Source organism: uncultured Alsobacter sp. (genome assembly GCF_945952055.1).
In the GTDB taxonomy this organism is placed as follows: Bacteria; Pseudomonadota; Alphaproteobacteria; order Rhizobiales; family Beijerinckiaceae; genus Alsobacter.
On the sequence record NZ_CAMFHB010000055.1, the window covers coordinates 1 to 23,196 of the forward strand.

Below are 23,196 nucleotides of genomic sequence, written 5' to 3' on the forward strand. Positions count from 1 at the left end.
CCACCTGGTTGATCTCGTTGATGCCGGCGACGAGCTTGCTCATCTCCGGATCGTCGGTGGCGATTTGCAGCCGGGCCGAGAAGTCGCCCTCGGCGGCACGCCGGACGACCTCGCCAACCTCGCCCACCACCTCGACCATGGACTGGGCGCGACGCTGGCGCTCGGCGGCGATCTTCTTCTCTTCTTCCTCGAGCGCCTTTACGCGGATGGCGTTGTCCTTGAAGACCTGGACGGCGCCGGCCATCTGGCCGAGTTCGTCGCGCCGGCCCGCGAAGGGAACCTCGGTCGCGAGATTGCCCGACGACAGCTCCTTCATCGCGCCCGTGATCGACAGGATCGGCGAAACGATCCGGCTGCGCACCAGGGCGAAGGCCGTGACCGAGATGGCACCGGCGAGCCCCAGCAGCACGAGGCTGATCATCATGGCCAGGTTGCCGACCTGCTCGCCTTCGACCACCTCGTTGCGGGCATCGGCGTTGTTGAGGTCGAGCGTTCCCTTCAGCGCCTTCGCCGCCGCGCTGACACTGTCCACGCCCTGCTGGTTGTAGGTGTCGATGGCCTGCTCCTGCTGCCCGGCGCGCATCAGGGCGACGATCTTTTCGGCCGTGTCGAGGAACTTGCGCCAGTTGGATTTGAAATCCTGCCAGAGGGCACGTTCGCGATCCGACCCGATCATCGGCTCGTACACGGCCGAATTGCGCGCGAGATCCTCCAGCGGCTCCTTCAGTCCGTCGACCATGCGGGCCAGTTCGTCGGCCTTGCGCGCCTCCACCACCTTCCTGAGTTGCAGCCGGTAGGACAGCGTATCGGCATTGATCTCGCCCAGAATCCTGATGGACGGCAGCTGGTTGCTGGCGATCTCCCGCTGGTGTCCCTGCAGGGACCTGATGCTCAGAAGAGCGACCACTCCCACCGCGATCGCGGTCAAGCACAGTGTGGCCACGAGTGTCGTCAGAAGCGCCTTGAGCGAGAAATTCTTCATGGGTGTTCCAAGCGGTGGGGGATGGAGGCAATGCAGCGAGCGGGACGGCGTGCGCGATGACTGACGCGATACGCTCGTCCGCATCAACCTTCGCAAAAAGACATGAAACAATTCTCAACTGTCCCGTGTGCGAACGTTGTAGGACGCGAACGAACAGTCACTTTGCGAAGCAGCGCGACAACAGGTCGCGGGCCAAATCACGCCCTGATCGCGGCGACGAGGGCGGACGTGGCCGCGACCAGGTCCGCTGGACGCAGCCGCAGCTGCAGCCCCCTCTGCCCTCCATTGACGTAGACCAGGTCTTCCTCGACCGCGGCGGCCTCTACCAGCGTCGGCAGGCGCCGCTTCTGCCCGAACGGGCTGACGCCGCCCACCTTGTAGCCGGTGAGCCGTTCCGCATCCGGCACAGGAACCATGGCGGCCGACTTGCCGCGAAGGGCTGCGGCAACCTTCTTCATGCTCGCTTCGGCGTCGGAGGGAAGGACGAGGCAGACCGGCTTGCCGTCGACCTGGGCGATCAACGTCTTCAGCACGCGGCGGGGATCCTCGCCGATCGCCTCCGCGGCCTGGAGCCCCACGCGCTCGGCGCCGGGATCGTACGCATAGCTGCGGACCTCGAAAGCGATGCCGAGCGCCTTCAGCGCCAGGGTGGCAGGGGTGGTCTGAGCCATGCGTCATTCGTCCCGTGCAGCGGTGCGACGAGCCCAGGGCCGTGGCACTCACGGGCGGAAGGCTTATCATGACGCAGCCGGCAATGAACCGGCCCAGCCTGGGGAGACCGCCTTGTCCGATCGCACCGAAGCCGCTCCGACCTGTCGCGTGGTGAAGACGACGCGGCCCTTCGTCGGCAAGCAGCAGCTCACCTACGCCCCGGCGATCTCCGCCGAGACGGTCGGCTCCAGCCACATCCACATGCAGCTCGTCACCATTCCGCCGCGCGCCAAGGCCGTGGCCCACCGCCACGACGGCCACGAGACGGCCCTGTACGTGCTGAGCGGCACGTCGGGCATGTGGTACGGCGAAGGCCTCACGGAACACTGCGACTGCGAGGCGGGGGACTTCCTCTACATCCCCGCCGGGGTGCCCCACCTGCCCTACAATCCGAGCCTCACCGAACCCTGCACCGCGGTCATCGCCCGCACCGATCCCAACGAGCAGGAAAGCGTGGTGCTGATGCCCGAGCTCGACGGGATCAGACAGACGACGTGAGGGGGAGCTGGCTCTTCGTCACGGACATAGACATCCCTCCGCTCGTCCTGCCCGGGCTTGGCCCGGGCATCCACGACTTTGCCGGGGCCATCCCAAAGCCGTGGGTGGCCGGGCCAAGCCCGGCCAGGACGCGGAGAGGGGGAAGCAATCTGAACCCGCGACCGGGTTGGGCTTGACCTACAAGCTCGGGATGTCGAGCGGCCGCGCCAGCCGCGCCTGTGCGGCAAGCCTGATCGCCGCGTTGGGGGCGCCGTAGCCGGCATAGCCGTCGCGCTGCACGAACTCGAAGAAGAAGCCGCCCTCCAGCGTCGTCGAGTAGGCCTGCAGGAAGGTGCCGTTGTCGTCGCGGTCGTAGAGGATGCCGAGCTCGCGGAACGTGTCGATCGTCTCCGGGGCGAGGTCCACCCGGGCCTCGAGGTCGTCGTAGTAGTTGTCCGGGATCGGCAGCATCTCCATCCCGGCGGCCTTCATGCTGCGCACGGCCGCCACGAGATCGCGCGCCGCCAGCGCAATGTGCTGGACGCCCGAGCCGAAGAACTCGGACAGGAAGCGGGACGACAGCGTGCGATGGCTCTGCGACCCGTTGAGCACGAGGCGCAGCCCGTGGCCCGGGCTGCCGAGCGCGGACTCGATGACCTGGCTCTGCACCACGCCGCCCGGATCGATGACCGCCTGGGACGGCGTCTTCCGGGCGTCGAAGATCGACGTGTAGAAGAGGAGCCAGGTCAGCATCTCCTCGTACTGCATCGACTGCGAAACGTGGTCGACGTGGTCGATGCCGAGCCCTGGCACCGCCTCGCCGGTGGGCTCGAAGTCCACCTCGGACCAGCGCCCCAGCGGCGACGCGTCGTCGACGAAATAGAGCAGGCTTCCGCCGAGCCCCCGCACCGCGGGAATGTCGAGTTCGCCCGGCCCGACGGCGCCGGCGTGCGGCTTGTCGAGCAGCGCCGTGGCGCGCGACAGCGTGGCCGACGCATCCGGCACCTTGAGCGCCATGGCGCACACCGAGGTGCCGTGCGTGATGTTGTAGCTGTGGGCGAAGCCTTCCTTGTCGCTGTTGAGCACGATGCGGACCGCGCCCTGGCTCCACAACGACACGTCCTTGGAGCGATGGCGCCCGGTGCAGCCAAAGCCCATCGCCCGCAGCAAAGCCTCGAACGAGGCGCGCTCGCCCTCGTCGACGGCGAACTCGGTGAACTCGACCCCCTGCACGGGCGCACGGGATGGCAGGGGCGGGACGCCGGCGATCCGCCGGCCGGTGCGGACCGAGGCGTCGTCGATCATGGTCAGCAGCGACCGCCGGCCGTCCACGGCCACGGCGCGGGCCGATCCGGCCCGGAAGCGGTCGTTGAAGATCTCGAGCGACAGCACGCCGTCGTAGCCCGTCGCCGCCAGCGCATCCATGAAACCGGCGAGATCCAGCTCGCCCTGCCCGGGCATGCAGCGCCAGTGCCGGCTCCAGGAGAGATGATCCATCTGCAGCTTCGGCGCATCGGCGAGCTGCACCAGCACGATCTTGTCCTTCGGGATCGTGGCGATGGTGGAGAGGTCGATGCCGCGCGACAGCACGTGGAAGCTGTCGAGAATGAGGCCCACCGCGGGGTGCCCGGCGCGCCGCACGATCTCCCAGCTGTCACGGTAGTCGTTGACGAAGCGGCCCCAGGCCAGCGCCTCGTAGCCGACCCGCAGGCCGCGGTGCGCGGCGCGTTCGCCGAGCTCCCGGAAGTCGGCCGCCAGCCGGTCGATGCCCCCCTGCGCCTCGGGCGAGACGCTGCTGCACACGAAGAGGAGGTCGGTGCCCAGCTCCTGCAGCAGGTCGAACTTGCGCTCGGCCCGATCGAAGGTGCGCTGGCGCCTCGCATCCGGCATGCCCTCGAAATCGCGGAAGGGCTGGAGGGTGCAGATGGTCAGGCCGAGGTCCGCGCACATCCGCCTCACGTCGGCGGGCGAGCCCGGAAAGGCGATGAGGTCGTTCTCGAAGATCTCGACGTCGGTAAAGCCTGCCGCCGCGATGGCCTCGAGCTTTTCCTGGAGGCCGCCGGACAGGCAAACCGTGGCAATGGCCGGCTTCATCGTCGTCTCCATCGCTGCGCCGAAGGGCGCGGTACGCGTCAGTCTACCATGCGAGTGTCGTGCCGGGAGCGTGGTCGGTCAGGCGTGCGACATCGCCCCGCCCAGGAACAACTGCCCGACCTGCGGGTCGTTCAGGATGTCCTGCGCCGGGCCGTGCATGCGGGTCTGCCCGAGCTCGAGCACGATCGCCTCGTCCGAGATCTGCAAAGCCGACTTGGCGTTCTGCTCGACCATGAGGATGGTGACGCCGCGGGCCCGGAGGTCCTTCAGGATCGAGAAGGTCTCCTGGACGAGGATGGGCGACAGGCCGATCGACGGCTCGTCGATCAGGATCAGCTTGGGATCGAGCAGAAGCCCGCGGGCGATCTCGAGCTGTTTCTGCTCGCCGCCCGACAGCGTCGACGCCTGCTGCCGCGACTTCGCCTTCAGGGCCGGGAAACGCGACAGCGCGGCCTCGATGCGCTGCGGCATGTCGGTGACGTTGGCGCCGGCCGCCACGGTGCCGAGCTCGAGATTGTGCATCACCGAGAGCTCGGGAAAGATGTTGCGGCCCTGCGGCACGTAGATGACCCCGGCCTCCAGAAGGCGGCGCGGCGCCCAGTTGGTGATGTCCGTCCCGTCGAGCCGGATCGAGCCGGAACGGACGTTCAGGATGCCGAAGATGGCCTTGAAGACCGTCGACTTGCCGGCTCCGTTGGGGCCGATGACGGTGGTGATGGCGGCCCGCTTCACCGCGAAGGTGGTGCCGTTGAGGATGGTCATCTGGCCGTAGCCGCCGACCACGCAGTCGAGTTCGAGGATGGCGGGGGTCGCGGCCATGGTCAGCCTCCGAGATAGGCGTCGATGACGGCCTGGTTGGCCCGGACCTCGGCCGGGGTGCCCTGGGCCAGGACCTTGCCCTGTGCCAGCACGACGACCCGCGAGCACAGCTCCATGACGAATTCCATGTTGTGTTCGATGACCACGAAGGTGGCGCCGGTCTCGGCGTTCATCGCCTTCAGCCGATCCTTGAGATCGGCGAGCATGGTCAGGTTCACGCCGCCCGCCGGCTCGTCGAGGAGCACCAGCCGCGGGCCGGCCATGAAGGCCATGGCGGCGTCGAGCAGCTTCTGCTGGCCGTAGGACAGCCCGCCCGCCTTGGCGTCGGCGAGATGGCCCAGCCGGAAGAAGCCGATCATCTTGTCAGCCGCCGCGCCGAGGCCGGCATCGCGCGGGCCGAACAGCCGCGACATCATGGAGCCGTGATGCTCCTGGCCGGCGAGGATGAGGTTCTCGCGGACGGTGAGTTCGGGGAACACCTGCAGCAGCTGGAAGGTGCGCCCGACACCCAGCCGGTTCAGCTGCTGCGGCGGCATGCCGGTGATGTCGCGCCCGTCGAGCTTCACGGTGCCGGCCGTCGGCACGAGCTGGCCGAGAATGCAGTTGAAGAGGGTCGACTTGCCGCAGCCGTTCGGCCCGATGATGCCGAGGATCTCGCCCTCGGCGACGGAGAACGACACCTCGTCGACGGCGGTGATGCCGCCGAAGGTCTTGCGCAGTCCGCTCACCTCGAGGACGGAGGCCATGTGTGTCGTGTCCCTCTCTCGCCGCCCGTCACATGGTTCCGGTCATGCCGCCGTCGACGACGATCTGCTGGCCGGTGATGTAGTCGCCGGCCCGCGACGCCAGCATCAGCGCGACGCCGGCGACCTCGTCCGGCTTGCCCCAGCGCTTGAGCGCCGTGCGCGTCACCACGCGCTCCACGAAGGCGGGATCCGCCAGCATGGCCTTGTTCAGGTCGGTCTCGAAATAGCCGGGCGCGATGGAATTCGACGTGATGCCGAACGACCCGAGCTCCGCCGCCAGCGAACGCGCCAGGCCGGCGAGCCCGCTCTTCGACGCCACATAGGCGTGGATGGTGGCCCGGCCCATGATGCCGGTGATCGACGAGGTGAAGATGAGCTTGCCCGAGCCCTGCCGCTTCATGTGCGAGGCGGCGGCCTCGGCGAGGAACAGGGCCGAACGCAGGTTGGTGTTCAGCACCGTGTCCCAGGCCTGCGCCGTCCATTCGCCGAGCGGCGCGCGGTGCGCCTGGCCGGCATTGGCGATCAGCACGTCGAGCCGGCCATGATCGCCGGCGACCTTGTCCACCGCCGCCCGTCCGGCCTCCGGGTCGGCGACGTCGAACGCGATGGTGCCGCAGCGGATGCGAGCCGCCGCGAGGGTGGCCGCGCTCCGCGCCAGCGTATCCTCCGAGCGCCCCGTGATGACCAGCGTCGCGCCGGCCTCGCCCAGCGCCCGGGCCATGTGGAAGCCGAGGCCACGGGAGCCGCCGGTGACCAGCGCCACCTTGCCCGTCATGTCGAAGAGCGCGGGGGTGCTCATGCCGGGATCGACGCCTCGATCATGGCCCGCAGCTCCGGCGTGACCTCCGGCAGGACGCCGAACCACGACTGGAACGCGGGACGCGCCTGGTTGAGCAGCATGCCGAGCCCGTTGACGGTGCGGTTGCCGCGCTTGCGCGCCGCCGCCAGCAGGTCCGTTTCCTTGGGGATGTAGACGATGTCGGAGACCACGGCCTGCGTCGGCAGGCGGTCGAGCGCGATCTCGAGGGGCGGCTGGCCGTGCATGCCGAGGCTGGTCGTGTTGACGAGCATGGCCGCACCATCGAGCGCCTCGGCGCGCTGCGCCCAGTCGTGCACCACGACCGGCGCGCCGTAGTCCCGCGCGATTCCCTCGGCCTTGTCGCGCGAACGGTTGATCAGCCGGATCTCGGGCGCGCCCGCGTCGGCCAGCGCGGCCACCACCGCCCGGGCGCCGCCGCCGGCGCCCAGCACCACGATCGGGCCCGCATCGGCCCGCCAGTCGGCGAAGCGCTCGCGGACGCTCTCCAGATAGCCGAAGCCGTCGTTGTTGGTGCCGTGCAGGGAGCCGTCCTTCTGGACGGTGACGCAGTTGATCGCGCCGATCCGCACCGCCATCGGATCGATGGTGGCCATCGCCTCCATCGCGGCGATCTTGTGCGGCACGGTGATGTTGCAGCCCGCGAAGCCGAGCGCCGGCAGCGCGCGCAACGCGGCGAGCAGGCCGTCGGGCTGGATCGCCAGCGGCACGTAGGTGCCGAGCAGCCCGTGCTTCTCGAACCAGTAATTGTGCAGCTTGGGCGAGCGGGAGTGCATGACGGGATACCCCATCACGCCGGCGAGCAGAAAGCGGTCCTGCGAGGCCATGATCGACGGTCCTGAAGGTCGGGCGCGGAGGTCAGGCCGCCGCGCGCTGGGATTGCATGATGGCGGCGATGCCGATGGCCGACAGTTCCTCGTCCTCGGTGTCGCTGAGGCCGCTGACCGCCACCGCGCCGACGACCTGGCCGTCGACCACGACGGGCAGCCCGCCGCCCCAGCCCACATAGCGGGGATCGCCGTAATAGGCGATGTCGAAGGCGGTGTCGGGATGGCGCGAGCGCTTGCCCGTCTCGCCGGAGGGTCGCCGCAGGCGAGCGGCGGAATAGGCCTTGTTGGCCGCCACGTTGACCGAGCTCAACGGCGCCCCGTTCATGCGCAGGAGCGCGATCGTCTCGCCATGGGCGTCCACCACCGCGATGACGCCCGTCTTGCCGCGGGCCTTGAGGGCGGCGCAGATCGCATCGATGGCGATGCGGGCATCCGTGTCGCAGAGGGATGTCTCGACATGCATGGCGGGCCTCACGCGGATGGCTTGGCGGCCGTGCCGCCGGCCGGCTGGTCGGGGCGGCGAACGGGCGCCGGCTTGAACAGCCGGTCGCGCAGGATGACGAAGCCACCGACGATGCCCTTCGGGCAGAAGATCATCAGGACCACGACCATCGCGGCGTAGATCAGCAGGTAGTAGCCCTGCGTGAAGCGCAGCCACTCCGGCAGCAGCAGGTCGATCATGGCACCGAAGAAGGGCCCCATGAAATGCCCGGCCCCGCCCACGAGCACCATCAGCAGGAGCTTCAGCGAGTAGGTGAGCTGGAAGGAGTTGGGCTCGATGAACTGCACCAGCGGGGCGTAGAGGGCCCCCGCAAAGCCGCCGAAGGAGGATCCGATGGCGAAGGCCATGAGCGTGTAGCGGCGCACGTCGACCCCGAGCGAGGCGGCGCGCAGCGGGTTCTCGCGCAGCGCCACGAAGGCGCGGCCCCAGGGGGAGCGCAGGATCCACCACTGGACGAAGGTGAACAGGGCGAGCATCACGAGCGCGAAGTAGTAGAAGCTCACGTTGCGGCCGGTGGCGACGCCCAGGATCGTGGGGCGCCGGATGTCGTTGATGCCGTAGATGCCGTTCGTCAGCCATTGCTCGTTGCGCAAGAGCAGGAACACCAGCGTCGTGAAGGCGAGCGTGACGAAGGCCAGGAAGTGGTGCTGCACGCGCAAGGCCGGATAGCCGAGGCACCAGCCCACGGCGAAGGTCAGCGCCCCCGCCCCGAGGAAGGCCAGCGGATAGGGCAACCCCGCATTGGTGGTCAGCGCCGTGAAGTAGGCGCCGAGCCCGACGAAGGCGCCCTGGGCCAGCGAAATCTGGCCGGCATAGCCGAGCGTCAGGTTGAGACCCAGCGCGGCGATGGTCGTCACCGCCCACAGCGCCAGCAGGTAGACGCCGTAGCTGCGCAGGACCATGGGGGCGTAGAGCAGCGCCGCGACGGCGATGGCGGCCGCCACCCAGGCGAGGATCCGCGGCGTGCTCATACGGTACGCTCCTCGGCGCGGCCGAGGATGCCCTGCGGCCGGAACAGGATGATGACGACGAGCAGAAGCAGCGGCACCGCCGCGCGGTACTGCGCGGAGACATACGCCGCGCAGAGATTGTCCAGCACGCCGAGCAGCACGCCGCCGAGCATGGCGCCCCGCGCCTGGTTGAAGCCGCCGATCACCGCGGCGACGAAGGCCGCCAGCCCGAGCGTCTCGCCGTTGGTGAACTTGGCGAGATAGATCGGGCTGATCAGGATCGAGGCGACGGCGCACAGCACGGCGTTGATCAGGAAGGTGTAGAGGATCATCCGCTCGACGGGGATGCCGAGGATGCGCGCGACCGACGGGTTCTGCGCCGTGGCCTGCATCATGCGCCCGAGCCGGGTGTGGCTGAGGAAGCCGTGCAGCGCCGCGACGACGACCACGGCGACGGCGATGACCGTGAGGCTCTGCGCCGAAAAGACCGTCCCGAAGATCGTGATGTCACGGTCCGCGACGAGGGAGGGGAACGGCTGCGCCTGCGCCGAATAGAAATCCTTCACCGCCTCGCGCATGAACAGCGACAGCGCGATGGTGGCCACCACCAGCGGCAGCACTCCGTGGCGCAGCATGGGATCGACGATGACGTGCTTGAACAGCACGCCCAGCACCAGCGCCGCGACCACGATGCCGACCAGCGCGGCAACCGGGAACGGCAGGCCGAGGTTCATGGCGACCAGCACGAAGAAGGCCGGCACCATGACGAACTCGCCCTGGGCGAAGTTGATCGTCTGGGAGGTCTGCCAGAGCAGCGAGAAGCCGACCGCGATCAGCGCGTAGATGGCCCCCGTGGCCAGGCCCGAGGCGAGAAGCTGCAGGACGGAGGACATGTCGGGCCCCGTGCCGGCCGGCGGCGGACCGCCGGCCGTGGTTGGATGGGTGTGGTGCGTCTGGGCCGAGGCTTACTTGCCGATCTTGGGCAGGACCTCGACGATCTTCTGCTGGCCGTTGACGACCTCACCCAGGAAGCTCGCGCGGTCGATGTCGCCGTTCTGGTCCCAGGTGGCTTCCATCAGGATGCCTGGCTCCTTGTCGGGCGTGATCGTCATGCCGTGCAGGGCCTTGGCGAAGGCCTGGCTGTCGAACTTGCCGATCTTCTCGGTCACGGCCTTGATCATGTAGATCGCCGTGTAGCCCTTGATGGCGTTGTGGTCGTTGGCGTAGTTGAAGCGCTTCTTGAACTTCTGGCCGAACTCGTTGAGCGAGGCGACCGGCGCGTCGGCCGAGAGGCCGACATGGCCCTTCACGCCGTTGGCGGCATCGCCGGCGAGCTCGATGACCTTCTGCGAGAGCAGCGTGGTCTCGCCGATCATGGCGCCCTTCAGCGACTGCTTGCGGGCCTCCTTGAGGAAGCGCGCGCTCTCCTCCTCGTTCGTGTAGACGAACACCGCGTCGGCATTGGCGTTCTTCAGCTTCACCACGTCGGCGGCGAAGTCGACCTGGCCGGACTCGGTGGAGACGTCGGCCACGACCTTGATGTCGCGGGCCTGCATCTCCTTCATGAAGTTGTCGCGGCCGCCCTTGCCGAAGTCGTTGTTGACCCACAGCACCGCCACCGACTTGGCCTTCAGGCCGTCGCGAATGTAGTTGGCGATCTTGGGCATCGAGGCCTGCTGGCCGAACGACGTGCGGAACACGAAGGGGTTGCCCTTCTGCGTGATCGCCGCGGCCTCGCCGCCGACAATCTCGGGGATCTCGTTCTGCTGCGCCTGGGTCATGGTCACCAGCACGGAGCCGGAGAACACCGGGCCGAGGATCACGTAGGGCTTGTCGTCCATCACCTTCTGGACCTGCGCCCGGGCGATGCTCGCGTCGCTCTGCGTGTCGAGGTGCGGAACGTTGAGCTTCTTGCCGAGGATGCCGCCCTTGGCGTTCAGCTCCTCCACGGCGAGGATGATGCCGTCGCGCCAGTTCGTGCCCGACACCGCCCCGGCGCCCGACAGTTCGACGATGTTGGGGATGAAGACGTCGTCGGCGGCACGCGCGCCGGTCGACAGCCCCGGCAGGGCCAGCAGGCCCGCGGCGGCGACGAGCGCGCCGAGTGCGGTGCGGCGCGACAGGGCGCGCAGGCGAAGGGTGTGCATCATCAGGTCCTCCCTCGGTCGGCCCGCGCTCGCGATCGGCGCGGGGCTCGTTTCAGCGACTTTGCGTGGCCTTGGCGGCCGTTGCAGCGCGGCGCCGCCCGGAGGCGGCGTGCGCACCGACGTTCTTTGCCTGAACCCTCGCACAGGTTCAATCGTGCCGCGAGAACCATTTCTGATGGGAAACGTAACTTGATGTTACGACTGCGGCATACGGCAAAGCGGCGGAATCCGGCTTCTCCCGAAGAGCCCGCGATCGCCACGAACGGGAGGGCACGCGGCCTTTCCAAGCCCATTCGGCATCGTCTAGCGCCGCAGTTCGGCCTGCGTCTCCTCCTTCAGGAGGCGGATGAAGTCCTCGGCATGGCGCGACAGGGCACGGTCCGCGCGACTGGCCACGAAGGGCTCGAAGGACGTCTTCTCCTGGATGCGCAGGACCTTCACGTCGGGCGTGTCGACATTGGCCACCGCGAAGGGATCGATGACCGCCACGCCGAGGCCCTCGCGCACCAGCCCGACCGTGGTCGTGCCGAAGCGGACCTTCATGGTCAGCGGCACGTCGAGGCCGGCGCGCAGGAACACCTCCTGCGTGATCTGCCCGTACTCGTCGTCGGCGCTGACGCCGAGCAGGGGATAGCGCGCGATGTCGGCGGCGCAGACGACGTCCTTCGCCGCCAGCGGGTGCCCGCGCGCCACGATGCAGCGCAGGCTGCCCTTGCCGAGCGACCGGATGTCGATACCCGGACGATCGATGCGATAGCTGAGGACGGCCAGTTCCGCCTTGCCGAGCAGCAGGTAGTCCTGCGCCTCCTGGACCTTGATGACGTCGAGGTCGATCCCGAGTTCGGGGAAGCGCTCGCGCAGGCGCCTGAGCGCCCGCGGCACCATGGCGTTGACCATCGACGGGACCGACGCGATGCGCAGTTCCAGGCCGGTGCCCCGGTCGATGCGCCGCAGCACGGAGTGGAGGTCGTCGACCCGTGCATAGACCTGGTTGATCTGCTCGAAGATGTCCTCGGCGGCCGGCGTCGGAAAGTAGCGATTCTGCTTGCGCTCGAAGAGCTTCAGCTTCAGCGACCGCTCCGTGTATTTCATCAGCCGGCTGATGCCCGGCGCCGACACGCCCAGCAGCTTCGCCGCCCCGGCGATCGTGCCCGCGAGCATGACGGCCCGCACCACCTCGATCTGGCGCAGCGTCAGCATGGGGAGGACCAACCATCGTGCGGGTGAGCCATCGTGCGTCCTTCGACTCGCGCCCCTTCGGGCCGCGGCTCAGGATGAGGAGCATTGGTGCTTGAAACAACACCCATAGTCCTCATCCTGAGCGGGCCGCGCAGCGGCCGAGTCGAAGGACGCACCATGCCCCTCCCCCTCACCGTCGAACACGTCTTCGATCTCTTCGTCGCCGTCGCGGCACCCGTCGAGATCGGCGACGTCGGCGCGCGCGACAGGCGGGTCATCGCCATCACCGGCGGCGAGGTCAGGGGGCCGCGGCTCAATGGCCGCATCCTGCCGGGCGGCGCCGACTTCCAGGTGATCGAGGCGAGCGGGCTCACGCGGCTGCACGCCCGCTACGTGGTCGAGGCCGACGACGGCGCGCTGGTCTACATCGAGAATGACGGCATCCGGTGGGGGGCGCCGGAGGATCTCGACCGGCTGCGGCGCGGCCTGCCCGTCGATCCGGAGCGGATCTACTTCGCCACCGCGCCCCGGTTCGAGACCGCTCATCCCGACCACCTGTGGCTGATGCGCTCGACCTTCGTGGCGAAGGGGATCAGGCGCCCCGACCGGGTGGAGATCTCCGTCTACCGGGTGGGCTGACCGAGCTTCCCTCTGGCGCGCTCAATCGTTATCGGATATAACCAATTCCGATGCCGCCGGCAGAGCGGCCCGACGCCCCCGAGGGAGGTACAGCCATGCGCACCGGTCGATCCGGCGGCCCCGCCATATCACTCAGCCTGCTCGCGCCCACCGTCCTCGCCTCACTGACCGCCATGCCGGCGCTGGCGCAGGAGGATGCCTGCGCGAGACTCACCGCGGGTCTTCCCGGCCTGACGGGGGTCACCATCGCCTCCGCGGCGATGCAGGACGCGGCCAACGGCCTGCCCCGCCATTGCCTCGTCAAGGGCAAGGCCAACGAACGCACCGGCGCCGACGGCAAGTCCTACGCCATCCAGTTCGAGGTGCGGCTGCCGGAAGACTGGAACGGCCGCTTCCTGCACCAGGTGAACGGCGGCAACGACGGCGTCGTCGTGCCGGCCTTGGGGGATCGGCCCGAGGCGCTGCCGTCCGGTGGCCGCACGCCGCTGGCGCAGGGCTTCGCCGTGCTGTCGAGCGACAGCGGCCACTCCGGTTCCGACCCGGCCAACGCCGCGATGGGCCTCGCGGCCGGGGCGGCCTTCGGCCTCGACCCGCAGGCCCGGCGCGACTACGGCTTCACCGGCACCGCGACCATGGCGCCCGTCGGCAAGGCCATCGTCGCGGCGCGCTACGGCAAGGCCCCGACGCGGTCCTACATCTACGGCTGCTCCAACGGCGGCCGCCATGCCATGGTCGCCGCCTCGCGCACGCCGGACGCCTATGACGGCTTCCTGGTCGGCAATCCCGGCTTCGAGCTGCCCCGCGCCGCCGTCCAGCATGCCTGGGACGTGCAGGCCTTCACGAAGGTCGATCCCGACATCCGCAAGTCGATCACTCGCGACGACGCCCAGTTGATCTCGCGCCGCATCACGGAGACCTGCGACGGCCTCGACGGCGCGACCGACGGCATCACCGCCAACGTGAAGGCCTGCCAGGCTGCCTTCCGCTTCGACAGCCTCGCCTGCAAGGCCGGCGAGACCCAGGGCTGCCTCGCCCCGACGAAGGTCGAGGCGCTGAAGACCATTTTCGCCGGGCCGAAGAATTCCAAGGGCGAGACGCTCTACGCCGACTGGCCCGCCGACGGTGGCGTCGGCCTCGGCAACTGGCGTTTCTGGAAGGTGGAGAGCACCATCCCCGGGTGGAACAACTACCCGACGATCTCCACCATGGGCGCGGCGTCGCTGGCGCTCGTCTTCTCGACGCCGCCCGTGAAGATCGAGGGCAACAACGAGGCGCTGATGGCCTTCCTGCGCGGCTTCGACTTCGACCGCGACGCCCCGGCCATCACCGCCAAGGGAGGCGCCTTCGCCGAGTCCTCCATGGACTTCATGACCCCGCCCGACGTCGACAATCCGACGCTGTCGGGCTTCGCCGCGGCCGGGCGCAAGATGGTGATCTTCCACGGCCAGTCGGACCCGGTGTTCTCGTTCAACTCCACGGTGCGCTGGTACGAGGCGCTCGACCGCAACGTGGGCGGCAAGGCCGCCGACATGACGCGCATCTTCGGCCTTCCCGGCATCACCCACTGCGGCGGCGGCCCCGGCCTGGAGAAGTTCGACGCCCTGGGCGCGCTCGTCGACTGGGTCGAGAAGGGCAAGGCGCCCGATCGTATCGTCGCGTCGGTGAACCCTTCCAACAAGGAAATCCCGGCCGGCTGGAGCCCGGGCCGCACCCGCCCGCTCTGCCCCTGGCCCACCTACGCCCGGTACAAGGGCGGCGACGTGGAGAGCGAAGCCTCGTTCGAGTGCGCGAAGCCCTGAGCGGTTGAGAGATGCTGCGTCCTTCGACTCGGCCGCTGCGCGGCCGGCTCAGGATGAGGGAGATTGTAAGCGAAAAAGTCCCTCATCCTGAGCCGCGGCCGAAGGCCGCGAGTCGAAGGACGCAGACTGGTCCAGCGCTGTATTGGCCTCACCCCTCGGGCGGGCGCTTCAGTCCATCCGCCACGGCCCGCAGGGGCGCGAACAGGCCGTCGAAGGTCTTCTCGCCCACCAGCTCGGCGATACGCCTGTCGTGCGCCTCGGCGACGCCGTGGAGTTCGCCCACCAGCGCCGCGCCCTTGGGCGTCAGGAACAGCCGGTAGGTCCGCCTGTCCGTGGGCGAGGGCTCGCGCCGGACGAGGCCGCGCTTCTCGAGCGCGCCGATCATCGCCACGAAATTCGTCTTCTGGATGCCGAGCGCGTCGGCGACCTGGGTCTGACTCAACCCGGGATTGGCCTCGATGATCGTCAACGTCGAGTACTGCGCCGGCCGGATGTCGTGCTCGGCGAAACTGGCGAAGAAATCCTGGAACACGGCGATCTGCGCGCGCCGCAGCACGTAGCCGAAGCGCTCCTTGAGCCGCCCGACGTCGACGTCACGCGGCGCGACGGGCTCGGGCGTCGGCTCGACGGGAGCCGGCACGGCCTTGCGCTTGGATCGTGTGGAGGTTTCGGCCATCGCGATGTGTCCGCTAGCCCGGCACGCGGGGATTGTCCAGACGCGCCGCATCCGGATTGACACGGAATAGTTATTCAACATAACTATATGCATCGACCGGAAAGTGGATAGGATCCGCACCGGCAGCCCATACGGCGGACAACAGCCGGGGGCAGAGGACACGAACAGGAGGGATCTCCATGACGTCGCGGACGAAACTGCTTCTTCTGGCCACCACCATGCTGGGCTTCGCCGGCGCCGCTGAAGCGCAGGTGACGGTGGGCATCACCGTGTCGCAGACCGGCCCGGCCGCCGCGCTCGGCATCCCGCAGAAGAACTCGGTGGCGCAGCTGCCCAAGGAGATCGGCGGCCAGAAGGTCGAGTACGTCGTGCTCGATGACGCGACCGACCCGACCAAGGCCGTCGCCAACGCCCGCAAGATGATCGCCGAGAACAAGATCGACTATCTCATCGGCTCCTCGGCCACCCCGGGTTCCGCCGCCCTGGTCGACGTCGCGGCCGAGACGAAGACCCCCTTCTGCGCCATGGTCCCGACCAAGGGCCTCGTCGACCCGGTGGACGACAAGCGCAAGTGGGTGTTCAAGGCCCCGCAGAACGACGCGATCATGGCCGAGGCGCTGCTCGACCACATGGTCGCCAACGGCATCAAGTCGGTCGCCTTCATCGGCTACACCGACGGCTACGGCCAGGGTTGGCTCGACGAGGTGGAACGCCTCTACCCGGCCAAGGGCATCAAGATCACCGCGGTCGAGCGCTTCCAGCGCACCGACACCAGCGTCACGGCCCAGACCCTGAAGATCCTCGCCAGCAACCCCGACGCGGTTCTCGTGGCCGCCTCCGGCACGGTCGCCGCGATGCCGCACAAGACGCTCAAGGAGCAGGGCTACACGAAGCCGATCTACCAGACGCACGGCGTGTCCACGATGGACTTCGTCCGCGTCGGCGGAAAGGACGTGAACGGCACCGTGTTCCCGGCTGGCCCCGTGGTCGTCGCCGACCTGCTGCCCGACAGCCACCCCTCCAAGGCCGGCTCGCTCGAGTACATCAAGACCTACGAGGCCAACAACAAGATGCCCTTCGCGGGCTTCGGGGCCCACCTCGTGGACTGCATGACCATCGCGGTGCCCGGCATCAAGGCCGCGGCCGCCGGCTCGGCCAAGCCCGGCACGCCGGAGTTCCGCGCGGCCGTGCGCGACGCCATGGAGAAGAACAAGGACGTCGTCGGCCTGCACGGCGTCTTCTCCTTCTCGCCCACCGACCACGCCGGCCTCGACAAGCGCTCGCGGGTGCTCGTCAAGATCGTCGACGGCAAGTGGACGCTGCTGCCCTGATGGAGCTCGACAGGTGAGCTCCACCCCTCCGCCGTCCTGGCCGGGCTTGGCCCGGCCATCCACGACTTTGCCGGGGCCATCCCGAAGTCGTGGGTGCCCGGGCCACGCCCGGGCATGACGCTCGGAGGGTTGGTGCCCTCACCGAGGAACAGCCGAGCCTCTCGCAAGTCCTCGCCACGCCTCGATCCGGACCGGTCTCGCGAGACCGGTCCGCTTCCCACCACCGGATCCAACCAACCACCACGTTCCACGCGGGGGACAGGATGAACGCGGCCATTGCCCTGTTCCTGATGCAGGACGGGGTGATCAACGGAGCCATCTACGCGCTCCTCGGCGTCACGCTCGTGCTCGTGTTCACGGTCACGCGGGTGATCTTCGTGCCGCAGGGCGAATTCGTCGCCTGGGGTGCGCTCACGCTCGCCGCCTTCGAGGCGGGAACGACACCCGGCACGGCCTGGCTCCTCCTCGCGCTCGGCGTCGTCACGGCGATTGCCGACGTGCTGCGCGGCGAGATCGCCCGCACCCCGCAGGCCCTGCTCCGGGCCGGGCTGCGCGACGTCGTGCTGCCGGCCCTGCTCGTCGGGCTCGCCGTGTGGATCGCCCCGCAGAAGCCGCCGCTCTGGATCGCCGGACTGCTGACGCTCGCGCTCATCGTGCCGATGGGCCCGCTGGTCTACCGGCTCGCCTTCGCGCCCATGGCGGACGCGTCGGTCCTCGCCCTCTTCATCGCCGCCATCGGCGTGCATTTCACGCTGACCGGGCTCGGCCTAGTCTTCTTCGGCGCCGAGGGCTTCCGCACCACGCCGTTCATCGCCGGCGTGTTCCCGATCGGCCCCCTGCCCTTCAAGGGCCAGAGCCTCGTCGTCCTCGCGGTGACGGCGATCCTGCTCGTCGGGCTGTGGCTCTTCTTCGAGCGCACGCTGCTCGGCAAGGCGCTGCGGGCGACCGCCGTGAACCGGCTGGGCGCCCGGCTCGTCGGCATCCCGACGCTGCTGACCGGCCGCATCGCCTTCGCGCTGGCCAGCGCCATCGGTGCGCTGTCGGGCATGCTCGTCGGCTCGCTCACCACCATCGCCTACGACAGCGGCTTCCTGATCGGGCTGAAGGGCTTCGTCGCCGCCATCGCGGCGGGGCTCGCGAGCTATCCGCTCACCGTCGCCGCGGCCATCGCGGTCGGCATCCTGGAATCCTTCTCGGCCTTCTTCGCCAGCGCCTTCAAGGAGGTCATCGTCTTCGCGCTGATCATCCCGCTGCTGGTCTGGCGCTCGCTCGCCGCCCGCCACACCGACGAGGAGGAGGAGTGACATGAACGCCCTTCTCGCCCGCCCCCTGCTCGCCGCGATCGTCCTCATCGGCTTCGGCGCGATTCCGCTGCTGCCGCTGCCGGACTTCTGGATCACGCTGTGGTGCTACATCGGGCTTTCGAGCCTGGTCGCCATCGGCCTCGTGCTCCTCACCGGCGTCGGCGGCATGACCTCTTTCGGCCAGGCGGCCTTCGTCGGCATCGGCGCCTACACCTCCGCCGTGCTGACGACCCGCTACGGCCTCTCGCCCTGGCTGACGCTGCCGGCCTGCCTGCTCACCACGGGCATCACGGCGACGCTGCTCGGCCTCGTCACCGTGCGCCTCTCCGGCCACTTCCTGCCGCTCGGCACGATCGCCTGGGGCATCAGCATCTTCTACCTGTTCGGCAACATCGAGTGGCTCGGCCGCTACGACGGCCTCTCCGGCCTGCCGCCCTTCTCGATCGCCGGCCATGCCCTCATCGACTCCCGCTCGGTCTTCTACGTGATCTGGCTCGTCGTCCTCGTCGCGGTCGTGCTCAGCGAGAACCTGCTCGACAGCCGAACCGGGCGCGCCATCCGGGCGCTGCGCGGCGGCGGCCAGGCGGCCGAATCCTTCGGCGTCGCCACGCACCGCGCCAAGCTCGTCGTCTTCGTCTATGCCGCCCTGCTCGCCGGCGTCTCGGGCTGGCTCTACGCCCACGTGCAGCGCGCCGTGAGCCCGTCGCCCTTCGGCGTGAACGCCGGCATCGAATACCTGCTGATGGCGGTGCTCGGCGGCTCGGGCCACGTGCTCGGCGGCGTCTTCGGCGCCACCGTCGTGACGATCCTCAAGGACCACCTGCAGTCGCTGCTGCCCAAGCTGATCGGCAGCGACGGCAACTTCGAGACCATCGTCTTCGGCATCCTGATGGTCGGCATCCTGCAGTTCGCCCGCCAGGGCCTGTGGCCGATGGTGCTGCGCCTGCTGCCCGCGCCGCCGCCGGTCAAGGTGGACACGTCAGCCGAGCCGCTGCCGCGCCGGCCGCTGCCCGAAGCCGGCGCGCCGCTGCTGGCCGTCGACAAGGCCCGCATGCAGTTCGGCGGACTGGTCGCGGTCAACGACGTGTCCTTCGCGCTGAAGGCCGGCGAGATCGTCGGGCTCATCGGCCCGAACGGCGCCGGCAAGAGCACCACCTTCAACCTGCTCACCGGCGTGCTGCGGCCCACCGCGGGCTCGATCAAGTTCCTCGGGCAGCAGGTGGCCGGCCTGCCGGCCCGCCTCATCGCCGGCCAGGGCGTGGCGCGGACCTTCCAGCACGTGAAGCTGGTGGGGACCATGAGCGTGATCGAGAACGTCGCCATCGGCGCGCACCTGCGCGGCCGCGCCGGCGTCATCGCCTCGATGCTCCGCTTCGACCGCGCCGAGGAGAAGCGCATCCTGCGCGAAGCCGCCGCGCAGCTCGAACGCGTGGGCCTGCGCGAACACCTGCACAAGCCCGCCTCCTCGCTGGCCCTCGGCCAGCAACGCGTCGTCGAGATCGCCCGCGCGCTCTGCCTCGACCCGGCGATGCTGCTGCTCGACGAGCCCGCCGCCGGCCTGCGCTTCGGCGAGAAGCAGCAGCTCGCGGCCCTGCTCTCGCAGCTGCGCGCCGAGGGCGTCAGCATCCTGCTCGTCGAGCACGACATGGACTTCGTCATGAAGCTCACCGACCACCTGGTGGTGCTCGACTTCGGCCAGAAGATTGCCGAGGGCACGCCCGCCGCGGTCAGCAAGAACCCGGCCGTGCTCGAGGCCTATCTCGGAGGCGTGACATGAGCGCGCCAATGCTGCGGGTGGAGAACCTGAGCGCCGGCTACGGCAAGGTCGAGGCCGTGCGCAACGCGTCGCTGGCCCTGCCGCAGGGCTCGATCGTCACGGTCATCGGCGCCAATGGGGCCGGCAAGACGACCCTGCTCAACGCGGTCATGGGCGTCATCCCGTCGCGCGGCGACGTCGTGCTGGAAGGCACGCCCGTCTCGGCGCTCGGCATCGAGGCCCGCGTCGGCCGCGGCCTGTGCCTCGTCCCCGAGAAGCGCGAACTCTTCGGCACCATGAGCGTCGAGGACAACCTTCGCCTCGGCGCCTATCGCCTCGGCGGCGGCGCCATCGCCTCCGGCCTGGAGGAGGTCTTCGGCCGCTTCCCGCGCCTGAAGGAGCGCCGCGCGCAGCTCGCCGGCACGCTGTCGGGCGGCGAGCGCCAGATGCTGGCCATGGGCCGCGCTCTCATGGCGAAGCCCCGCCTCCTGATGCTCGACGAGCCGAGCCTCGGCCTCGCACCGCGCATCGTGAAGGACATCTTCGACATCATCGTCGGGCTGAAGGCCTCGGGCGTCTCGATCCTGCTCGTCGAGCAGAACGCACGCGCCGCGCTGCAGGTCGCAGACCACGCCTACGTCATGGAGCTCGGCGAGATCACCCTGCAGGGTCCCGCCGCCGAACTCTCCGCCGACCCCCGGATCATCGAAAGCTATCTCGGCTTCGGCGGCCACGCCGCCGCGCCCGCCTCCTGAAGGAGCACGTTCATGTCCACTTTGCCCGACACGTTGCAGGCCACCCGCGACGGTGCCGTCGCGATCCTGAAGCTCGCCCGCCCGGCCAAGCGCAACGCGCTCGACGACGACACGGTGAAAGGCATCGGCCGGTTCTTCGCCGAGCTGCCCGAGGAGGTGCGCGCCGTCGTGCTGCACGGTGAGGGCCAGCACTTCTGCGCCGGCCTGGACCTCAGCGAGGTCACGGGAGCCTCGGACCTCTACAAGGGCATCCGCCACTCGCAGATGTGGCACACGGCCTTCGGCGCGATGCAGTTCGGTCCCGTGCCGGTCTTCGCCGTGCTGCACGGCGCCGTGGTCGGCGGCGGGCTCGAGCTCGCGGCCTCCACCCATGTCCGCATCGCCGAGCGCTCGGCCTACTACGCCCTGCCCGAGGGCCAGCGCGGCATCTTCCTCGGCGGCGGCGGCTCCGTGCGGATCCCCAAGCTCATCGGCCTGCCGCTGGTCCAGGACCTCATGCTGACAGGCCGCACGCTGTCGGCACAGGAGGGCCACGTCGCGGGCGCGAGCCAGTACCTCGTCGAGGACGGCGAGGGCTTGGGGAAGGCCATGGAGCTCGCCCGCAAGGCCGCTGGCAACGCGCGGATGACGAACTTCGCCATCATCAACGCCCTGCCCCAGATCGCCGAGAGCAACCCGGCGGCGGGCTTCTTCACCGAGTCGCTGATGGCGGCCATCGCCGAGACGACGCCGGAAGCCCAGCAGCGCCTGCGCGACTTCCTTGAGAAGCGCGCCGCGAAGATCACCCACACGCCCAAAGACTGAACGACCTCGATCACCGGGAGGGGACCCCATGACCGACCACCGCGACGTCGAGATCGGCCCGCTGCCCGCGGTCCTGGAGAAGCATGCCGACGGCACCCTGCGGGTGCGCACGACGGCGCCGCTGACGCAACCGCCACGGCGCATCACCGACCACCTCGACCGCTGGGCCCGGGAAGCGCCCGACCGGGTCTTCCTCGCCCAGCGCACGAAGGAGGGTCCCTGGCGGACGATGACCTATGCGCAGGTCCGCAAGGCCGTGCGGTCGATCGCCGGCGCGCTGCTGGCGCGCGGCCTCTCCGCCGAGCGCCCCGTCGCGATCCTCTCGGGCAACGACATCGAGCAGGCCCTGCTCGTGCTCGCCGCGATGTATGTGGGCGTGCCGGCCGCACCCGTCTCGCCGGCCTATTCGCTGATCGCGACCGACTACGACAAGCTGCGGACGATCCTCGCCCGCCTGACGCCCGGACTGATCTTCGCCAGCAGCGGCAGGGCCTTCGCCCGCGCCATCCTGGCGACCTGTGATCCGGCCATCGAGCTCGTGACGGCGGCCGGCGCCCCCGAGGGACGCAGCGTCACCGAATTCTCCACGCTCCTCGCCGGTCCCGACGGCCCCGCCGTCGACGCCGCCAATGCCACAGTGGGGCCCGACACGGTCGCCAAGATCCTGTTCACGTCCGGATCGACGGGCCTGCCCAAGGGCGTCATCAACACGCAGCGCATGCTGTGCGCCAATCAGGAAATGCTGGCCCACTGGCTGGCCTTCGGGAAGACCGAGCCGCCGGTGCTGGTCGACTGGCTTCCCTGGCACCACACCTTCGGCGGCAACCACAATCTCGGCTTCGTGCTGCGCAACGGCGGCACGCTGTACATCGACGGGGGCAAGCCGACGCCGGCCGGCATCGACGAGACCATCCGGAACCTGCGCGAGGTCTCGCCGACGGTCTACTTCAACGTGCCCAAGGGCTACGAGGAGCTGGTGCCGCGCCTGCGGGCCGATGCCCAGTTGCGCGAGACGTTCTACAAGCGGCTCAACGTCACCTTCTACGCCGGCGCCACCCTGCCGGCCCATGTCGCCGCCGAGCTCGACGCTCTGGCGACCGAGACGCTGGGCAAGCGGGTGCTCATGATCACCAGCCTCGGCGCCACCGAGACGGCGCCGGCCTGCCTCGCCAGCACGCCCCACAATGCGCGCGCCGGCGTCGTCGGCGTGCCCCTGCCGGGCGTGACGCTGAAGCTCATCCCCAACGACGGCAAGCTCGAGGCCCGCATGCACGGCCCGATGGTCACGCCCGGCTACTGGCGCGATCCCGAGCAGACGGCGAAGGCCTTCGACGAGGAGGGCTTCTACAAGCTCGGCGATGCGCTGCGCTTCGCCATCGACGGCGATGCCGACGGCGGCTTCGTCTTCGACGGGCGCATCTCGGAGGACTTCAAGCTGGCCACGGGCACCTGGGTGAGCGTCGGCCCGCTGCGCGCGCGCCTCATCAATGCGCTCGCCCCGTTCATCCGCGACGCGGTGATCGCCGGCCACGACCGCGACGACGTCAACGCCCTGCTCTTCCCCGAGATGGAGGCCTGCCGCGCCCTGCTGGGCCGGGATGCCGGCACCCTTTCGGACGCGGACGTTCTGGCCGCCCCGACGGTGCGCACCGCCATCGCCGAGAAGCTCGCGGCCTTCGCCAGGGAAAGCACGGGCTCGTCGAACCGCGTCACGCGTGTGATGCTGATGGCCGAGCCCGCCTCGATCGACGCCAACGAGATGACCGACAAGGGCTCGCTCAACCAGCGCGCCGTGCTCGCCCGCCGCGCCGCCTTCGTCGACGCGCTCTACGCCTCGCCTCCCGCGCCGTCCGTCATCGCGGCGCGCTGAAGTCAGGA

At 69.2% G+C, this 23,196-nt stretch carries 22 protein-coding genes; 9 read left to right on the top strand and 13 right to left on the bottom strand.

The features are described 5' to 3' along the window. Positions 1–982 (bottom strand): MCP four helix bundle domain-containing protein (locus Q0Q47_RS26795; protein ID WP_293867481.1); only part of this gene is annotated, 982 nt, incomplete at its 3' end. A gap of 197 nt (positions 983–1,179) precedes the next feature. Beyond that, positions 1,180–1,653, bottom strand: coding sequence for a Cys-tRNA(Pro) deacylase (ybaK, locus tag Q0Q47_RS26800; protein ID WP_293867483.1), 474 nt, complete (start codon positions 1,651–1,653; stop codon positions 1,180–1,182). A 112-nt stretch (positions 1,654–1,765) separates the two neighbouring features. On the opposite strand from ybaK, the gene Q0Q47_RS26805 reads away from it, so the two are divergent. Beyond that, positions 1,766–2,191, top strand: coding sequence for a cupin domain-containing protein (locus Q0Q47_RS26805; protein WP_293867485.1), 426 nt, complete (start codon positions 1,766–1,768; stop codon positions 2,189–2,191). A 177-nt stretch (positions 2,192–2,368) separates the two neighbouring features. Here the strand turns inward: Q0Q47_RS26805 and Q0Q47_RS26810 are convergent, their stop codons facing one another. From Q0Q47_RS26810 to Q0Q47_RS26855, 10 genes are all read right to left on the bottom strand, one after another. Next, a complete protein-coding gene (locus tag Q0Q47_RS26810; RefSeq protein ID WP_293867487.1) occupies positions 2,369–4,264 on the bottom strand; it encodes a bifunctional sugar phosphate isomerase/epimerase/4-hydroxyphenylpyruvate dioxygenase family protein in 1,896 nt (631 codons plus the stop codon). 78 nt (positions 4,265–4,342) lie between these two features. After that, entirely contained in the window at positions 4,343–5,083 is a 741-nt protein-coding gene (locus tag Q0Q47_RS26815; RefSeq protein WP_293867489.1) for an ABC transporter ATP-binding protein, read from the bottom strand. 2 nt (positions 5,084–5,085) lie between these two features. Then, positions 5,086–5,829, bottom strand: a complete 744-nt coding sequence (locus Q0Q47_RS26820; RefSeq protein WP_293867491.1) for an ABC transporter ATP-binding protein — start codon at positions 5,827–5,829, stop codon at positions 5,086–5,088. Positions 5,830–5,857: 28 nt separating this feature from the next. Beyond that, positions 5,858–6,628 carry an SDR family oxidoreductase gene (locus tag Q0Q47_RS26825; RefSeq protein ID WP_293867493.1) on the bottom strand — a complete coding sequence of 257 codons (771 nt, stop codon included), beginning with the start codon at positions 6,626–6,628 and terminating at the stop codon, positions 5,858–5,860. Beyond that, entirely contained in the window at positions 6,625–7,473 is an 849-nt protein-coding gene (locus Q0Q47_RS26830; protein ID WP_293867495.1) for a shikimate dehydrogenase, read from the bottom strand. The genes Q0Q47_RS26825 and Q0Q47_RS26830 overlap by 4 nt, the downstream gene beginning before the upstream one ends. 31 nt (positions 7,474–7,504) lie before the next feature. Further along, positions 7,505–7,939, bottom strand: coding sequence for a heme-binding protein (locus Q0Q47_RS26835; protein ID WP_293867497.1), 435 nt, complete (start codon positions 7,937–7,939; stop codon positions 7,505–7,507). A gap of 8 nt (positions 7,940–7,947) precedes the next feature. Further along, positions 7,948–8,949: a branched-chain amino acid ABC transporter permease gene (locus Q0Q47_RS26840; protein ID WP_293867499.1), complete on the bottom strand. Its 1,002-nt coding sequence runs from the start codon at positions 8,947–8,949 to the stop codon at positions 7,948–7,950. After that, positions 8,946–9,821 (bottom strand): branched-chain amino acid ABC transporter permease, encoded by an 876-nt coding sequence (locus Q0Q47_RS26845; protein ID WP_293867501.1) that lies wholly within the window; start codon positions 9,819–9,821, stop codon positions 8,946–8,948. The genes Q0Q47_RS26840 and Q0Q47_RS26845 overlap by 4 nt, the downstream gene beginning before the upstream one ends. Before the next feature lie 72 nt (positions 9,822–9,893). Beyond that, complete coding sequence (locus Q0Q47_RS26850) at positions 9,894–11,078, bottom strand: ABC transporter substrate-binding protein (RefSeq protein ID WP_293867503.1); 1,185 nt, start codon at positions 11,076–11,078, stop codon at positions 9,894–9,896. 300 nt (positions 11,079–11,378) lie between these two features. Next, complete coding sequence (locus Q0Q47_RS26855; RefSeq protein ID WP_293867505.1) at positions 11,379–12,275, bottom strand: LysR family transcriptional regulator; 897 nt, start codon at positions 12,273–12,275, stop codon at positions 11,379–11,381. 156 nt (positions 12,276–12,431) lie between these two features. On the opposite strand from Q0Q47_RS26855, the gene Q0Q47_RS26860 reads away from it, so the two are divergent. Together Q0Q47_RS26860 and Q0Q47_RS26865 are read left to right on the top strand one after the other, a co-directional pair. Next, positions 12,432–12,893, top strand: a complete 462-nt coding sequence (locus tag Q0Q47_RS26860; RefSeq protein WP_293867507.1) for a DUF3237 domain-containing protein — start codon at positions 12,432–12,434, stop codon at positions 12,891–12,893. A 95-nt stretch (positions 12,894–12,988) separates the two neighbouring features. Further along, positions 12,989–14,692 carry a tannase/feruloyl esterase family alpha/beta hydrolase gene (locus Q0Q47_RS26865; protein ID WP_293867509.1) on the top strand — a complete coding sequence of 568 codons (1,704 nt, stop codon included), beginning with the start codon at positions 12,989–12,991 and terminating at the stop codon, positions 14,690–14,692. A 148-nt stretch (positions 14,693–14,840) separates the two neighbouring features. Here the strand turns inward: Q0Q47_RS26865 and Q0Q47_RS26870 are convergent, their stop codons facing one another. After that, positions 14,841–15,368 (bottom strand): MarR family winged helix-turn-helix transcriptional regulator, encoded by a 528-nt coding sequence (locus Q0Q47_RS26870; RefSeq protein WP_293867511.1) that lies wholly within the window; start codon positions 15,366–15,368, stop codon positions 14,841–14,843. A 179-nt stretch (positions 15,369–15,547) separates the two neighbouring features. On the opposite strand from Q0Q47_RS26870, the gene Q0Q47_RS26875 reads away from it, so the two are divergent. The 6 genes from Q0Q47_RS26875 to Q0Q47_RS26900 all read left to right on the top strand — a co-directional run bounded on the left by Q0Q47_RS26875 (position 15,548) and on the right by Q0Q47_RS26900 (position 23,188). Then, complete coding sequence (locus Q0Q47_RS26875; RefSeq protein WP_293867513.1) at positions 15,548–16,699, top strand: ABC transporter substrate-binding protein; 1,152 nt, start codon at positions 15,548–15,550, stop codon at positions 16,697–16,699. Positions 16,700–16,962: 263 nt separating this feature from the next. Further along, the gene (locus Q0Q47_RS26880; protein ID WP_293867515.1) at positions 16,963–18,003 is read left to right on the top strand and encodes a branched-chain amino acid ABC transporter permease; all 1,041 of its coding nucleotides are present in this window, start codon (positions 16,963–16,965) and stop codon (positions 18,001–18,003) included. A 1-nt stretch (position 18,004) separates the two neighbouring features. Beyond that, positions 18,005–19,780, top strand: coding sequence for an ATP-binding cassette domain-containing protein (locus tag Q0Q47_RS26885; RefSeq protein WP_293867517.1), 1,776 nt, complete (start codon positions 18,005–18,007; stop codon positions 19,778–19,780). Beyond that, positions 19,777–20,514: an ABC transporter ATP-binding protein gene (locus Q0Q47_RS26890; protein ID WP_293867519.1), complete on the top strand. Its 738-nt coding sequence runs from the start codon at positions 19,777–19,779 to the stop codon at positions 20,512–20,514. The genes Q0Q47_RS26885 and Q0Q47_RS26890 overlap by 4 nt, the downstream gene beginning before the upstream one ends. Before the next feature lie 12 nt (positions 20,515–20,526). Further along, entirely contained in the window at positions 20,527–21,318 is a 792-nt protein-coding gene (locus tag Q0Q47_RS26895) for a crotonase/enoyl-CoA hydratase family protein (protein ID WP_293867521.1), read from the top strand. Between the two features lie 28 nt (positions 21,319–21,346). Beyond that, the gene (locus Q0Q47_RS26900) at positions 21,347–23,188 is read left to right on the top strand and encodes a feruloyl-CoA synthase (protein ID WP_293867523.1); all 1,842 of its coding nucleotides are present in this window, start codon (positions 21,347–21,349) and stop codon (positions 23,186–23,188) included. Positions 23,189–23,196 lie beyond the last annotated feature (8 nt).

Coding starts and splice junctions, on each gene's coding strand:
- Q0Q47_RS26890 (WP_293867519.1), top strand. CDS start 19,777: ATGAGCGCGCCAATGCTGCGGGTGGAGAACCTGAGCGCCGGCTACGGC.
- Q0Q47_RS26820 (WP_293867491.1), bottom strand. CDS start 5,829: ATGGCCTCCGTCCTCGAGGTGAGCGGACTGCGCAAGACCTTCGGCGGC.
- Q0Q47_RS26870 (WP_293867511.1), bottom strand. CDS start 15,368: ATGGCCGAAACCTCCACACGATCCAAGCGCAAGGCCGTGCCGGCTCCC.
- Q0Q47_RS26850 (WP_293867503.1), bottom strand. CDS start 11,078: ATGATGCACACCCTTCGCCTGCGCGCCCTGTCGCGCCGCACCGCACTC.
- Q0Q47_RS26895 (WP_293867521.1), top strand. CDS start 20,527: ATGTCCACTTTGCCCGACACGTTGCAGGCCACCCGCGACGGTGCCGTC.
- Q0Q47_RS26880 (WP_293867515.1), top strand. CDS start 16,963: ATGAACGCGGCCATTGCCCTGTTCCTGATGCAGGACGGGGTGATCAAC.
- Q0Q47_RS26835 (WP_293867497.1), bottom strand. CDS start 7,939: ATGCATGTCGAGACATCCCTCTGCGACACGGATGCCCGCATCGCCATC.
- Q0Q47_RS26815 (WP_293867489.1), bottom strand. CDS start 5,083: ATGGCCGCGACCCCCGCCATCCTCGAACTCGACTGCGTGGTCGGCGGC.
- Q0Q47_RS26845 (WP_293867501.1), bottom strand. CDS start 9,821: ATGTCCTCCGTCCTGCAGCTTCTCGCCTCGGGCCTGGCCACGGGGGCC.
- Q0Q47_RS26810 (WP_293867487.1), bottom strand. CDS start 4,264: ATGAAGCCGGCCATTGCCACGGTTTGCCTGTCCGGCGGCCTCCAGGAA.
- Q0Q47_RS26875 (WP_293867513.1), top strand. CDS start 15,548: ATGACGTCGCGGACGAAACTGCTTCTTCTGGCCACCACCATGCTGGGC.
- Q0Q47_RS26885 (WP_293867517.1), top strand. CDS start 18,005: ATGAACGCCCTTCTCGCCCGCCCCCTGCTCGCCGCGATCGTCCTCATC.
- Q0Q47_RS26840 (WP_293867499.1), bottom strand. CDS start 8,949: ATGAGCACGCCGCGGATCCTCGCCTGGGTGGCGGCCGCCATCGCCGTC.
- Q0Q47_RS26860 (WP_293867507.1), top strand. CDS start 12,432: ATGCCCCTCCCCCTCACCGTCGAACACGTCTTCGATCTCTTCGTCGCC.
- Q0Q47_RS26865 (WP_293867509.1), top strand. CDS start 12,989: ATGCGCACCGGTCGATCCGGCGGCCCCGCCATATCACTCAGCCTGCTC.
- Q0Q47_RS26830 (WP_293867495.1), bottom strand. CDS start 7,473: ATGGCCTCGCAGGACCGCTTTCTGCTCGCCGGCGTGATGGGGTATCCC.
- Q0Q47_RS26900 (WP_293867523.1), top strand. CDS start 21,347: ATGACCGACCACCGCGACGTCGAGATCGGCCCGCTGCCCGCGGTCCTG.
- Q0Q47_RS26855 (WP_293867505.1), bottom strand. CDS start 12,275: ATGCTGACGCTGCGCCAGATCGAGGTGGTGCGGGCCGTCATGCTCGCG.
- ybaK (WP_293867483.1), bottom strand. CDS start 1,653: ATGGCTCAGACCACCCCTGCCACCCTGGCGCTGAAGGCGCTCGGCATC.
- Q0Q47_RS26825 (WP_293867493.1), bottom strand. CDS start 6,628: ATGAGCACCCCCGCGCTCTTCGACATGACGGGCAAGGTGGCGCTGGTC.